A 13,716-nucleotide genomic window follows, 5' to 3' on the forward strand; every position below is an offset into this window, starting at 1 on the left:
CTTTAGTAAGCAAAACTCAGCAACAGCTTAAAGAAACCCGCAATCAGTGCGAGAGAAATAAAGCCAAAGCACCACAATAAAATAAACCATAATCGTGGGCTGAGTCGATCAACAAATTTTTTCATGTCTATCTCCTCAATTAATGATAACCCTGATCTCCTATACGTACTTTGTCACGGAACACCCAATAGGACAAGAAGGTATAGGCAATGATGATTGGGATTAAAATTGCAGCTCCCACCAAGGTGAACTTTAAACTTGACTCAGGTGCAGCGGCCTGCCAAATAGTGACCGATGGCGGAATAATATTGGGCCATAAGCTGATGACGAAGCCAGTAAAAGCCAAAAAGACTAAAGCCAAAGTATAGATAAACGGTTTTAGTTCATGCTGCTTTTTGCACGCAGATAGAATCAAGCCAACAAACAGTAAGACTAAAATTGGCACTGGGCTAAAATAGTATAGATTCGGCAGAGAGAACCAACGCTGTGCAATTTCAGGATGGGTCAGCGGCGTATATAAACTCACGGCACCGAAGATGATGAGCAAAGCAATAATCAGCCTAGGCATGAGATGAAACATCCGTTGCTGTATCTCTTTTTCGGTTTTCCAAATGAGCCAGCCACAGCCTAAAGTGGCGTACATGACCACGACACCTAGACCGGTAAAACATGTAAATGGCGTGAACCAGTCCCATCCACCACCGCTGTAAATACCATTGGTGGTCTGAATACCTTGGATATAAGCCCCTAAAATCACGCCTTGGAAAAAGCTCGATAAGATAGAGCCCCAGATAAACGCGAGATCCCAGAGGTATTTGGTGCGCGTGGCTTTAAAGCGGAACTCGAACGCTACGCCGCGGAAAATCAAGGCAACCACCATAAAGATAATGGGTAAATACAGTGCCGATAAAACAGTTGAATAGACCAAAGGAAATGCAGCGAATAAGCCAGCACCACCTAGGACCATCCATGTTTCATTACCGTCCCAAACAGGCGCGACGGTATTCATCATCACATCGCGTTCTTGCGTTCCGTTCATAAAGGGAAACAGAATACCAATACCTAAGTCGAAACCATCCATAACCACATAGATGAGTACCCCGAGCCCGATAATACCGACCCAAACCAAAGCGAGATCAATCATGTGGTTTCTCCTTACTATTTTGAGCAGAAGGATCAGTGGTCTCGATGGATTCTTCAACAGCACTGAGTGGACGTAAAGGGGTTTTAAAATGCCCTGGGCCAGTATCTTGCACGGCATCTAAAGGCGTAGAAAAAGCAGGGCCTAATTTGATCAAGCGCAGCATGTAGTAAATACCCGCGCCAAAGACGACGGTATAGACCAGAACAAAAATAATCAGGCTCAAGCCGACTTGATCTGCGGTGACTGTATGCGATAAACCGTCTTTAGTTCGAATCACGCCATACACGACCCAAGGCTGACGGCCAACTTCTGTGGTAACCCAACCTGCTAGGTGAACCGTACCGGGTTTGTCGGAGAGTCAATATTCTGAGAGACTATCCCGATGACAAAATTAAAATATACCCCTGAAATCAGAGAAAGAGCGGTTCAATTATTGATTGAATCTGAAAAAGATTATCCTTCTATTTGGGCTGCAATCACAGCTATTGCGCCTAAGATTGGTTGTACTCCTGAAACACTACGTGTTTGGTATCAAAAATATTTAGATAAACAAAATCCAGTTAAAGTACAGCAGCTTTCAGACCAAGAACGTATCAAACAACTCGAACGCGAAAATAAAGAACTGCAACGCGCCAATGAGATTCTACGTAAAGCAGCCGCTTTTTTCGCCCAGGCGGAGCTCGACCGCCCACACAAATAATGGTGGATTTTATCCATAACAATAAAGATCGATATGGTGTTGAAGCGATTTGTAGGATTTTACCGATCGCAGCTTCAACCTATTACCGAACCTTAGATCTCGCTGACAATCCAGAACATCGAGCGAAACGTGCTCTGCATGATTTACATCATGCAGAGCAAATCAAACGTATTTGGAAAGAAAGTTCAGGTCGATACGGTGTGCGTAAGATCTGGCAACAACTGAAACGTGAAGGCTATGTTATTGCACGTTGTACAGTTGCTCGATTGATGCAGAAGCTAGGTATACAAGGTGTTTGGCGTGGTAAGAATAAACAAACTACTCGTAACCGAGATGACCAAAAACGAGCAGATGATTTAGTGAAACGGAATTTTAATGCTGATCATCCAAACCAACTATGGGTGGGTGACTTTACGTATATTCAAACTCATTCAGGCTGGGTCTATACCGCATTTGTTATTGATGTGTTCTCACGAGCAATTGTTGGATGGAAAGTATCTACACGGATGAATACAGATATGGTACTCGATGCACTTGAGCAAGCATTGCACGATCGAGGCATGCCAAAGAATGTGATTCATCATTCCGACAGAGGTGTGCAATATCTTTCCATTCGCTATACCAATCGTTTAGAAGCAGCAAATTTACGAGCATCAGTCGGTACAACTGGTGATTCATACGATAATGCTCTGGCTGAAACGGTGAATGGCTTATACAAAACAGAGGTGATTGAATATTTAAAAGCAGATTGGCAAGGTTTAGCAGATGTACAACTTGCGACACTAAACTGGGTAGATTGGTTCAATAAAAAGCGTGTACACAGTGCACTGGGTTATGTATCGCCTTTTGAGTTTGAAGCAATGTACTATGATAAGATTAACCCGTTAGGTCAGGTGGCCTAACTTAAATAAAAAAGTCTCCGACAAACCCAGTACGGTTCAAAACGTGATTTCTCAACCACTTATAAAGAAAAAAACACAGGGATTAAGTTTGATGCATCGAAGAACTTAGAGCAGCAGACTTTAAAATATGGTCTTGCAGTCGACCAAAAAGATTATTCCAGTACCAAAGTCGATTTACGCAATGGTGCAACACTACCAACACTCTACCAAGATGGTTATTTACTGGATTCTGAGTTAAAGCGTTACGCAGCCTATTTCTCAGATGAAATTCGTTTGGGGCTCTTTGGTCGTGATTTAACCCTAACACCATCGCTTCGTTTTGAACGACAGGAGTATCGACCAGATTCTTCGAGCTATAGTGATGTCCAAGCACGTGACTTTAGTTATGTTTCGCCGGGTTTTGCGGCCAGTTATCAATTCACTCCTGAAAACTACAGTTATTTTAAATACACCCGCGGTACACGTATTCCATCACCTACTGAGATAGGCGGCATCTATCAAACTACCGCAGGCAATCCAAGTTATATCGTGATTGGTAACTCGAATCTTGATGAAGAAACCAGTGATGCATTTGAAATTGGACTGAGAAATACTTCAATTGATGGTATCAAGTTTGATGTCACAGGTTTTTATACCAAATACAGTGACTTCATCGATTACCACAACTATGGCACCACCCTACAATATCCTTATGGTTACTACCGTGCAGAAAACCTAGCCAATGCCGAAATTTGGGGAGGTGAGTTGTCTACACGTATTGATTTGGGTCAATTTATTCCACACTCGGATGGATTTAGCCTCTCTTTAGTGGCAGGTAAAACCAAAGGCACCGCAAAAAATAAAGATGGACTGAAAAGTGGGGTGAATTCAGTACAACCTGAAAAGGGCAGCCTCACCTTTACTTATGACCATCCAGATAAAGTCTTTGGTTTAGGTCTAACTGCAACTGCGGTCGGGGACAAAATCGCATCTAAAGATGTGAGTACCTACCAAGATGACGTGGAGTATCAACATGTTGCAGGTTATGCCGTGTTTGATCTCTCAGCTTACTGGAATATGAATAAGTTCACTAAGTTGAATGTGGCGGTGAATAACATCTTTGATAAGACGTATTGGAACTATGCCGCAGTGGGCACCATTACAGGAACGAACCAAGCCACTCTGATCGATCGTGCTGCAGAACCAGGTCGTAATATTGTCGCAAGTGTTGAATTTAAATACTAATTTCAAAGCTAGATAGAACTGAGATTCCGCCCAGCAAACTTAACCTTCAGGAAATGAAATCACCATGAAAATTATGACTAGATTGGCAACGGGCATCGTTATGCTCAGTGCTTCAGCGAGTATTTTAGCTGCAGACAAAACAGCACAAACGGATACATACCAACAAGCTTATGCCATTCATGCGCTTTACCACCCAGAAAATAAACAACCGAGTGCTGCACTGGTAACACAGCAATATACGCAGGATTATGCCGCACTTTTTGCGAACACTAAAAAAGTGACAGCCGAACAGTTTGCACAATTTGAACAGGCACGTTTAGCCCCTGTACTTAAGCAACGACGTGAAATGTCTTTAAAACAGGCACATGTCCGTTATGGTATTTTAGATAAGAGTAAAGATCCAAAGTTAACGTTAAAAGAGTTCCAAGCCTCTGGTGAAAAAACTTTTGATGGTTTCGATCAGAACCAAGATGGTTTGATTAATGCTGAAGATGCAAAGTTGTCTGGGGCAAATACAGGAACACATGATGGTTTCCGTGCCAAATTACCCATTTCAATGCCGATGCCAAGTAATGTGAATGAGTTTATCGCGCAATATGGTCAGGGTAAAAATTATGTGACTTTGGGTGACTATCTAACAGCGCGCGATAAACAATATTTCGAGACCGATACTGATTTGTTGCATAAATATTTTGCAAGATACTGATTTTTAAGGGGTTTGTGAGAATTTTAATAAAAATAAATATAATAAAATCATGGTGTTAGGTAGTTGTGCAACAAAGCCGGTACGGTTGAAGATACTGGTCCAATGGGTATTAAAATGGGCTTAAAAGCGCCGATTGGTATGCCAACCATTGGTGGCCCAATGGCGACGCAAGGTGGTTTAGTGTTCTTTGCTGCAACACAAGACTTCTACTTGCGCGCCTTCAATTCATCTAATGGTGAAGAATTATGGAAAGCGCGTTTACCAGTGGGTAGCCAAGGGACACCGATGAGCTACATTTCTCCAAAAACAGGCAAGCAATATGTGGTCATTTCCGCAGGTGGGGCACGTCAGTCGCCTGATCATGGTGATTATGTGGTTGCGTATAGCTTAGCCGATTAAAACGTTTTATTGTATGGGAAGCCTGCCGAGATGATAGGCTTCCCATTTTTATGGTAATAACAAGCAAGGAAATATTGTGCGATTAACTTATTTGATGCCTGCGCCTTTTAAACAAGCCTTATTGACAGCGGTTATTTTACAATCTATGCATGCTTATGCAGAAGCGACAGAATATCAACTTCCTGTCATCACCGTCCAAGCGGTACATACCGATAGCGAGTTGTTATCGACTTCTGCATCCATTCAAAAAGTCCAAGCGGCTACAGTACAAAACAATGCCAATGTGAACCTATCCGAAGTATTACAAGGGGTTGCAGGCTTACAAATTAATAACCGCGAAAACTATGCGCAAGACTTACAGATTTCGATGCGTGGCTTTGGCGCTCGTTCAACTTTCGGCGTACGTGGCATTCGGATGTATGTCGATGGTATTCCTGCGACCATGCCTGATGGTCAAGGGCAAAGTTCCAATATTGACCTCAATAGTTTAGATCACATCGAAGTACTGACAGGGCCATTTTCATCTTTATATGGTAACTCATCAGGTGGAACCATTTTAGCTGAGAGCAAAGAAGGACAAGGGAAAGACTCAATTCAAGTGGGTCTAAATGCAGGCAGCCATCATAAGCAACAAGCCAATATCCAATTACAAGGGGGTTCCGAACAGGCCAATCAACCTGCTTATGTGATTAGTTCTTCTTATTTTGATACTGATGGTTTTCGAGACCATAGTGTTGCACAAAAAGTATTAAATAATGCCAAACTAACATGGAACTTAGACGATGGCAGTAAAATCAACTGGGTGATGAACCGTGTCGATATTGATGCTGACGACCCGCAAGGTCTCAGTCGTGAGCAGTGGAAAGCTAATCCGAAACAAGTGAATGACCGTACCAATACTTATAATGTGCGTAAAGAAATTGAACAAACCCAAACAGGACTGACGTGGACTAAACCGCTGAATGACCAGCAAGAGTTGTATAGCATGTTCTATTTGGGAAACCGACAAGTCGTACAATATCAGTCGATTCCTGAGTGTGCAATAAATGAAAATACAGGCAAATGTATACCGAATTCTTCACAACTCAATCCTCGCCATGCAGGTGGAGTAATTGATTTTGACCGAGATTACTATGGCGCAGATTTTCGCTGGACAGGAAAAGCACTTTTGCTGAATACAACTTTGGTTGCAGGACTGGCTTTAGACCGGATGGTCGAGGACCGTAAAGGTTATAACAATTATAATCATGCGGGTACATTTGGCGTGAAAGGTGATTTACGCCGAAATGAAAATAATACCCTGTGGAATTTAGATCCGTATGTACAAGCCTCATGGCAATTCTTACCCACATGGCATCTTGATACAGGCTTACGCTATAGCAATGTACATTATGAGTCAGATGATCATTACATCCTTGATAAAAATGGTGATGACAGTGGTTCAACGGATTATCAAAAATTATTGCCTTCTGTAGCTTTAGGCTGGGAAATTTTACCTGAAATTTATGCCTATGCCAGTTATGGCAAAGGCTTTGAAACGCCAACCTTTACCGAAATGGCTTATAACACTGATCCTTCGAAATCGGGTATGAATTTTGCGTTAAAAGCAGCAAGTAGTGATAACTATGAGCTGGGTCTAAAGTCGCAGAATCCATTCGGGCTCTTCACTTTTGCTATTTTCCAGACAGATACAGAAAACGATATAGTGACAGCGGGAACACGTGATGGTCGTGCGACTTTTCGTAATGCAGATCAAACCACACGACAAGGTTTAGAGCTTTCATGGCAACAAACGATCTGGAAACAGCTCAATATTCAATCTAGCTTTAGTTATATCGATGCTGAATTTGATAGTTATACAGCAGAAATAGCGAATCCAGATGATTCAACAAAACCTTATGCGAAAGCCATTAATAAAGGAAATAAGATTCCCGGAATTGCTAAAAATCAAGCATTTACTCGTATTGCATGGCAACCTGAACAGGGCTTTCAAGCAGGCTTAGAAGCACGATATATGGATAAAATTTATGTCGATGATATCAACTCAGATACTGCGCCAAGTTATACCGTTGTGGCTGCAAATGTCGGCTATTTATGGGTAAACCGTGACTGGAAAGTAAACAGCTATGCTCGACTCGATAACCTGTTTGACCGTAACTATGTTGGCTCAGTGATTGTAAATGACAGCAATAGTCGCTTCTTTGAACCGGCCGATGGTCGAAACTTTAGCGTTGGCATGAGTGTGACTAAAGCCTTTTAATGGAAATGGTTTGGCTAGGCAAAAAATACAGCATAGCCAAACCAGATGAATCGCGCCATGCGACTGCAAAAAACGCTTTTGTATGGCGCATAATCTATTTATGAATGGCTTTGATATTCCTGAATCACTTCCAGCGCAGCGCGGAACGCCTCTTGAGTCGCAGGTGCGCCGCAATAAGGCAAACTGTGTAAAAGGACTTCTTGAATTTCTTCAACCGTTGCACCGTTATTCAACGCACCACGAACGTGACCTTTCAGCTCAGTTGGACTTTTTTGTGCCGTCAAGAATGCAATGGTAATTAACGAGCGATATTTACGTGGTAAGACACCTTCACGTTGCCATGTTGAGCCCCAAGCATGTTCATTAATCCAGTCCTGTAAAGGTTGGGTGAAAGGTACAGTATTGTCCTGAGCACTTTTAACAAAAGATTCGCCCATGACTTCTGTGCGAACTTTTAAACCATTTTCATAATCTTGTTGTGACATGGGAACCTCTGAATGTGGAATGCAAATATAGTAGCCGAGCGGCTTAGTTTTTCATCAGCTATTTGGGTTAAAAAGATGTGCGCGAGAGTCATCCTTCAATATATTTCGGAGTATAGAAATACTCTTGATCAAGCTGATGATGGTTTTTATGTCTGATTTAAAGGCTATAAAAATACCTATTGGTAACTGAAAATCTTTTTGATTGAGCCCAATAAGAAAGCAGCCGAAGCTGCTTTGAATGATGCTGTTTTGTACTTAAGCGGCTTTAAAGTCATTGATGATGAGTGCTGTGCCAGTCGCTTTTTGGATTTGCTCTAAGCTTACATCGTGTGCCAGTTCAACCAGTTTCACACCTTCAGTCGTGATATCCATTACGCCTAAGTCAGTAATGATACGGCTGACGACAGCTTTGCTTGTGAGTGGTAGGGTACATTGAGGCATAATTTTTGGCGTGCCATCTTTGGCGCAGTGTTCCATCAGAACCACGACTTTTTGTACACCAGAAACCAAGTCCATAGCACCGCCCATGCCTTTGACTTTTTTACCCGGAATCATCCAGTTTGCCAAGTCGCCTGTTTCAGAGACTTCCATTGCACCTAAAATAGCAATATTGACATGTCCACCCCGAATCATGGCAAAAGATTCTGAGCTTGAGAAAAATGCAGCCCCTTTACGTGCGGTGACGGTTTGTTTTCCTGCATTAATCAAGTCTGCATCGATTGCATCACGGGTTGGAAACTCATCAATACCGAGCAAGCCATTTTCTGACTGTAACCAAACATTGATCCCTTCGGGTAGATAATTGGCCACTAAGGTCGGTAAGCCAATACCTAAGTTGACATAAAAACCATCTTCGAGTTCAAGGGCAGCACGCTGCGCCATTTCATTACGTGTCCAAGCCATAATTAAGCTTCCTCTGCTTTAATGGTCAGTTGTTCGATCTGCTTTTTTGGGGTGGCATTAAGCACCACGCGGTTGATGTAGATACCCGGTAAATGGATGTCATCTGGATCAATTTCACCAATTTCAACCACTTGTTCAACTTCGGCAATCGTGAATTTGCCTGCCATGGCACAGTCAGGGTTAAAGTTACGTGCTGTTTTACGGAACACTAAGTTCCCTGCTTTATCGGCTTTGTAGGCTTTCACTAAAGCAATATCCGCAGTAAGGGACATTTCTAAAATATGCGGACGACCATCAAAGTCACGGACTTCTTTACCTTCGGCAATGAGGGTGCCTACACCTGTTTGGGTGAAAAATGCAGGAATACCTGCGCCGCCTGAACGTAGTTTTTCTGCGAGTGTACCTTGCGGAGTGAGCTCAACTTCAAGTTCACCATTGAGATACTGTCGCTCAAACTCTTTGTTTTCACCGACATAAGAGGCAATCATTTTTTTAATTTGTTTGGTTTCTAATAATTTACCTAAACCAAAGCCATCCACACCTGCATTATTTGAAATACAGGTTAAACCTGTGACACCTGTATTTTTTAAGGCATCAATTAATGCTTCTGGAATACCACAGAGGCCAAAACCACCCACGGCAACCGTTTGATTATTGGCAACCACATCAGCCAATGCTTCGGCTGCATTTGCGACGACTTTATTCATCTTTTATTTCCTGATCTTCCTTGCTTGTTATTTTTTTAGCATTGCGCTGCACTTTTTAGAAATTGAATCTTTCTAACGTATAATAAGAAAAACTCATTAATGCAGAATATTTACAAAGAAAAATAGATAAAAGAAGAGTCAAAGCATGTACGAAAGCTATGCAAATAATCATACGGCTTATTCTGAACTATAAAGGTTTAGCCTCAGTTTCGCTTAGTCAAGGAGGGAGAACTTAGCTTAGAAATGATGCCAAAGTGTGGTTTCAATAAATTGGGACGAAATGTTAGACAGTTCATAATCTGGTGGTGTATCAAAAAGTATGCTAAAAAAAAGCAGGTTGAATTTTGATAAAATAGAGAAATGCAAATAACTCTAGAAATCAAATGTCCAACCTGCCTCAGTGACAGTATAAAGAAAAATGGCATCAAAGTAGATGGGAAACAAAACTACCAATGCAAAGACTGCAAACGTCAGTTTATTGGTGACCATGCTCTGAGCTATCTAGGATGTAATTCTGGCATTACTCGTAAAATATTACAGTTAATGGTCAGAGGCAGCGGTATACGAGATATCGCTGAAGTTGAGCGCATTAGTATCGGTAAAGTCTTACGGACTTTAACTGAATCGGCCTATCAAATTCAGCCTAAACAAAGTCATTATGAATCTCTCGAAGTAGATGAATTCTGGACTTTTGTTGGAAATAAAAATAATAAACAATGGCTTATTTACGCCTACCATCGAAAAACAGGTGAGATTGTTGCTTATGTTTGGGGTAAGAGAGATTTAGCTACAGTCCAAAGGTTGAAGACAAAGCTTAAACAATTAGGTATTCACTACACCCGAATTGCAAGTGATCATTGGGACAGTTTCATCACTGCTTTTAAAAACTGCAAGCAAAGTATTGGTAAGCTGTTTACTGTAGGAATTGAAGGTAATAATTGCAAAATAAGGCATCGAATAAGGCGTGGTTTTAGAAGAAGTTGCAATTTCTCCAAAAAGCTTGAAAACCATTTTAAAGCCTTCGACCTCTGTACACGACAAATTTCACAGAACCCTTATCCTATCAGGATTCTGCCTTCTTAAAATTGCCAAAATTTCCTTAAACTCTTCTTTTTTCCCAAAACCAATTAAACGCTGAATCGCCATTTGAACATAGTCTAAACCATAGCGAAATAAACTCATTGAGAGTCGTCCATGCTTCTTTATTTTTATCGCTTTTTTTTGATCATGTTGCCATTCACCCGTTAAGTAACACCAACAGAAGCTTATAGCTAACACCGCAATCAATTTTTTCACTCGTCTAGGGTCTGTCAAGCGCGTATTTTCAAGATTAAACCCGCGTCCTTTGAGACAACTGAATAAGGTTTCAATTTCCCAGCGTAATGCATAATCCTGAATAGCATTGGCATTAAACTGAGGAGAAACGACGAGTAAAAGCTCTCCATTTTCTAACTGTAGTGCACTTATATATAGTTTCACCCGACCAACCAAAATCCGTCGTTTACGACATTCAATTTGACCAACTTTAAGATGGCGAAATAAATCACTAATTTTATGATTCTTTCCTAAATGATTGGTGACAATGAAGTTTTTTTAACACGAATGCAGAAGTTGATGTCTTGTTCAATTAACCATGTAAACCACTGCTCACCGATAAACTCTCTGTCTGCGAACACATTCACAATACGGTCTTTACCAAAAATGGCTATAAAGCGTTGAATCAAAGCAATGCGCTCTTTCGTATCTGAATTTCCACGTTTATTAAGCAATGTCCAAAGGATAGGTATCGCTATTCCACGATAAACGATTGCGAGCATCAGGATATTAATATTTCGTTTTCCCCATTTCCAATTGGTTCTATCTAAAGTCAGTTGCACTTGGTCGAATGAAAACATATTGAAAATCAACTGAGAAATTTGACGATAATCAAAATACTGACCTGCAAAGAAGCGCTGCATACGTCGATAAAATGATTGTGGTAAGCACTTGATGGGCAAGGCTTTAGATGCAGAAGAAAGATTACATGTTTGCTTTAAAATAATCACAAGCATGATGAGCGCAAAGCACTTTAAATGTGACTTGTTCCATTTTAGAGATTTGTTTAAGATAAGATATAACTCATTGAGATGTGTCATAGTATTCGTCGTTAGAAAACAATTATTATGACATTATTTCAATGAGTTATCTATTTTTGTCGTGTACAGAGGCCTTCGACTTAACCTTCTTTTACATCAATAATGGCTTCATTTAATGTCAGCATACTTTTTAAAACACCACCCACAAAATCAATAGGTACAGAAAACTCTCAGCACGGCTTCATTTGCTGATTGAGTATAAAAAACTAAATTTTAATAAAAATAATCAGTTTTAAATCAATAAAAAAAGATGGTTTTTTATTTTTATCTTATTGAGTGGATTATTCTTTTATTAAAGAGCGTTGCAAATTAAAGCTTCTGCCACACTTGATTTTCATCATCAAAAGACACCGTAAAATTAAAACGAGAGTCCGCCGTTACCAAGTAACCTGTAGGTGTTTTCATGAGAACTTTGAGCACAGTGCCTTCTTCAAAGTTAATGGGTGGAAAGTCTTCTTTTGTCAGTGTGAGTGGTTTGATCAGTTCAAGTACTAGGGTTTCCATGTCATAGATCCAATAGTTTTTAATGAAAAGATAGTAGCATGAAGCCATTTTAAAATGTGCAAACTTCATTCTTTTATACATAAAATCAACAAGTAATCGTATGGTTGTTAAAGAAATACCGTTATTGCACTCGCTTTAAATCCTAAGCAATAAAATATTATTTGAAATCTGAGGCAAAGTTCATTTCTATTTTTATAAGTTATTGAAATAATTGATTTTGATTTTGATGTGACTGATCAAGTCGGAAAATAATGTCCTGAGCTCTTGTGAAGGGGCATACAAATCAAATAACGTATAACCCAATAAGGATAAGTAAATTGTACAAACTTGCTGTAATGCGATTGTACTAAATTAAGAAATAAGGATTAGTATGCACGGATTGCATACCTGAAACATAAAAGGGATATATATCGTTCATGTTTAAGTCATTTTTCCCAAACCCTAGATGGTTCTTCATTTCGGTATTACTTTGGTCGGTGATCAATGTCGTACTGTGGTACACAGGGGGAAATACATGGGGAAGCGCCATAGGTTGGCCGCAAGGATATGCAACGGCTGAATTAGCTATTGGGGTAAGCCGTTTTTGGTCTCCGTCTTTTCTGTGGTTCTATCTCTGGTTTTTTATAGCAACAACACTCTTTGCCTTATTTTGGCGTTTTGTCTCAGACAATAAATGGCAAAGATGGTCGATTTGGGGCTCCGCATTTATTCTGTTTAACATCTGGTTTGGTGTACAGGTCAGTGTTGCCATCAACGCATGGTATGGACCATTTTGGGACCTCATTCAAAGCATGCTTGGTAAAGGCGGTAACATTAAAGACCTATATATGGGTACTTTAACCTTCTTGTATATTGCGATGGTTGCGGTCACTTTCGCAGTGATCAATGCCTTTTTCACCAGCCACTATGTATTTCGGTGGCGTACAGCGATGAATGAATACTACACCCAACACTGGGAAAAATTGCGTCATATAGAAGGGGCATCACAACGTGTGCAAGAAGACACTATGCGCTTTGCTACCATTTTAGAAGATTTGGGCGTTGAGTTGATCAAGGCTGTGATGGTATTGGTGGCTTTCTTACCAATTCTATTTGAGCTTTCAAAGCATGTTCCTGAATTGCCTATTGTGGGTGAAGTAAAGCATTCCCTAGTTTGGGCTTCTATTATTTGGGCTATTTTTGGTACGGTCTTGTTAATGGTAGTAGGAAGTAAACTACCAGGTTTAGAGTTTAACAATCAAAAAGTAGAAGCAGCTTACCGTAAAGAATTGGTTTATGGGGAAGACCATGCAGACCGTGCCCAACCTGCAACATTGGTCGAACTGTTTAGTAGAGTAAGAAAGAATTATTTTAGACTTTATTTTCACTATGCTTATTTTAACTTAGTCGCGACATGGTATCGGCAACTGGATATTTTATACAGTTTGGTGGTGTTATTTCCCGCAATTGCAGCAGGGAAAATGACTTTGGGTCTAATCAACCAAATTGGTAATGTGTTTGATAAAGTACGAGAGTCATTTCAATATCTAATTCTGTCATGGAAAACCATTATTGAATTGCTCTCAATTTATAAGCGTCTGAAAGCTTTTGAATCGACTTTGGATGACTAAATATTTTTGATGTATCTCACCTGTCTTTCATGGCAGG

At 40.4% G+C, this 13,716-nt stretch carries 12 protein-coding genes, 3 pseudogenes and 1 other annotated feature; of the genes and pseudogenes, 7 read left to right on the top strand and 8 right to left on the bottom strand.

Annotation, left to right across the window (positions count from 1 at the left end):
- Positions 1-2 precede the first annotated feature (2 nt).
- The 3 genes and pseudogenes from AC4CUX_RS11635 to AC4CUX_RS11645 form a co-directional block, all read right to left on the bottom strand.
- Entirely contained in the window at positions 3-125 is a 123-nt protein-coding gene (locus tag AC4CUX_RS11635) for a hypothetical protein (protein WP_004694789.1), read from the bottom strand.
- A gap of 14 nt (positions 126-139) precedes the next feature.
- The gene (cydB, locus tag AC4CUX_RS11640; RefSeq protein WP_039889800.1) at positions 140-1,144 is read right to left on the bottom strand and encodes a cytochrome d ubiquinol oxidase subunit II; all 1,005 of its coding nucleotides are present in this window, start codon (positions 1,142-1,144) and stop codon (positions 140-142) included.
- Positions 1,137-1,475, bottom strand: a pseudogene (locus tag AC4CUX_RS11645) (cytochrome ubiquinol oxidase subunit I); the annotation flags it as partial. The gene cydB and the pseudogene AC4CUX_RS11645, both read right to left, overlap by 8 nt.
- 51 nt (positions 1,476-1,526) lie before the next feature.
- Here AC4CUX_RS11645 and AC4CUX_RS11650 point away from each other — a divergent pair.
- The 5 genes and pseudogenes from AC4CUX_RS11650 to AC4CUX_RS11670 all read left to right on the top strand — a co-directional run bounded on the left by AC4CUX_RS11650 (position 1,527) and on the right by AC4CUX_RS11670 (position 7,335).
- Positions 1,527-2,746, top strand: a protein-coding gene (locus AC4CUX_RS11650; RefSeq protein WP_490792411.1) for an IS3 family transposase whose coding sequence is annotated in 2 segments (ribosomal slippage) — positions 1,527-1,803 and positions 1,803-2,746 — 1,221 coding nt in all. Because the reading frame shifts where the segments join, the coding sequence is not laid out codon by codon here.
- Positions 1,802-1,918 (top strand) — a sequence feature (AL1L pseudoknot). (Overlaps the previous gene by 117 nt.)
- 42 nt (positions 2,747-2,788) lie before the next feature.
- Positions 2,789-3,970, top strand: a pseudogene (locus tag AC4CUX_RS11655) (TonB-dependent receptor domain-containing protein); the annotation flags it as partial.
- A gap of 64 nt (positions 3,971-4,034) precedes the next feature.
- Positions 4,035-4,676: a hypothetical protein gene (locus tag AC4CUX_RS11660; RefSeq protein WP_227556987.1), complete on the top strand. Its 642-nt coding sequence runs from the start codon at positions 4,035-4,037 to the stop codon at positions 4,674-4,676.
- A 78-nt stretch (positions 4,677-4,754) separates the two neighbouring features.
- Positions 4,755-5,075: pseudogene (locus AC4CUX_RS11665) on the top strand (membrane-bound PQQ-dependent dehydrogenase, glucose/quinate/shikimate family); the annotation flags it as partial.
- Between the two features lie 94 nt (positions 5,076-5,169).
- Positions 5,170-7,335 carry a TonB-dependent receptor gene (locus AC4CUX_RS11670; RefSeq protein WP_201953866.1) on the top strand — a complete coding sequence of 722 codons (2,166 nt, stop codon included), beginning with the start codon at positions 5,170-5,172 and terminating at the stop codon, positions 7,333-7,335.
- A 98-nt stretch (positions 7,336-7,433) separates the two neighbouring features.
- Here AC4CUX_RS11670 and AC4CUX_RS11675 read toward each other — a convergent pair whose 3' ends face one another.
- From AC4CUX_RS11675 to AC4CUX_RS11685, 3 genes are all read right to left on the bottom strand, one after another.
- Complete coding sequence (locus tag AC4CUX_RS11675) at positions 7,434-7,820, bottom strand: carboxymuconolactone decarboxylase family protein (protein WP_201950503.1); 387 nt, start codon at positions 7,818-7,820, stop codon at positions 7,434-7,436.
- A 255-nt stretch (positions 7,821-8,075) separates the two neighbouring features.
- Positions 8,076-8,723, bottom strand: a complete 648-nt coding sequence (locus AC4CUX_RS11680; protein ID WP_201950505.1) for a CoA transferase subunit B — start codon at positions 8,721-8,723, stop codon at positions 8,076-8,078.
- Between the two features lie 2 nt (positions 8,724-8,725).
- On the bottom strand, positions 8,726-9,430 hold the full coding sequence (locus AC4CUX_RS11685; RefSeq protein WP_201950508.1) for a CoA transferase subunit A: 705 nt from the start codon (positions 9,428-9,430) through the stop codon (positions 8,726-8,728).
- 360 nt (positions 9,431-9,790) lie between these two features.
- Here AC4CUX_RS11685 and AC4CUX_RS11690 point away from each other — a divergent pair, with 360 nt between their 5' ends.
- Positions 9,791-10,513, top strand: coding sequence for an IS1 family transposase (locus tag AC4CUX_RS11690; protein ID WP_490792412.1), 723 nt, complete (start codon positions 9,791-9,793; stop codon positions 10,511-10,513).
- Here the strand turns inward: AC4CUX_RS11690 and AC4CUX_RS11695 are convergent.
- Positions 10,475-11,565 (bottom strand): IS4-like element ISAba1 family transposase gene (locus AC4CUX_RS11695; protein WP_085947913.1). Its coding sequence is split into 2 segments (ribosomal slippage): positions 10,475-11,025 and positions 11,025-11,565, totalling 1,092 coding nucleotides; the frame shifts between segments, so codons are not numbered across the junction. The genes AC4CUX_RS11690 and AC4CUX_RS11695 overlap by 39 nt on opposite strands.
- A gap of 309 nt (positions 11,566-11,874) precedes the next feature.
- Positions 11,875-12,069 carry a hypothetical protein gene (locus AC4CUX_RS11700; protein ID WP_004694700.1) on the bottom strand — a complete coding sequence of 65 codons (195 nt, stop codon included), beginning with the start codon at positions 12,067-12,069 and terminating at the stop codon, positions 11,875-11,877.
- 416 nt (positions 12,070-12,485) lie between these two features.
- Here AC4CUX_RS11700 and sbmA point away from each other — a divergent pair, with 416 nt between their 5' ends.
- Complete coding sequence (gene sbmA, locus AC4CUX_RS11705) at positions 12,486-13,679, top strand: peptide antibiotic transporter SbmA (protein ID WP_178928804.1); 1,194 nt, start codon at positions 12,486-12,488, stop codon at positions 13,677-13,679.
- Positions 13,680-13,716 lie beyond the last annotated feature (37 nt).

This window comes from Acinetobacter sp. 231_lipA (assembly GCF_058243005.1).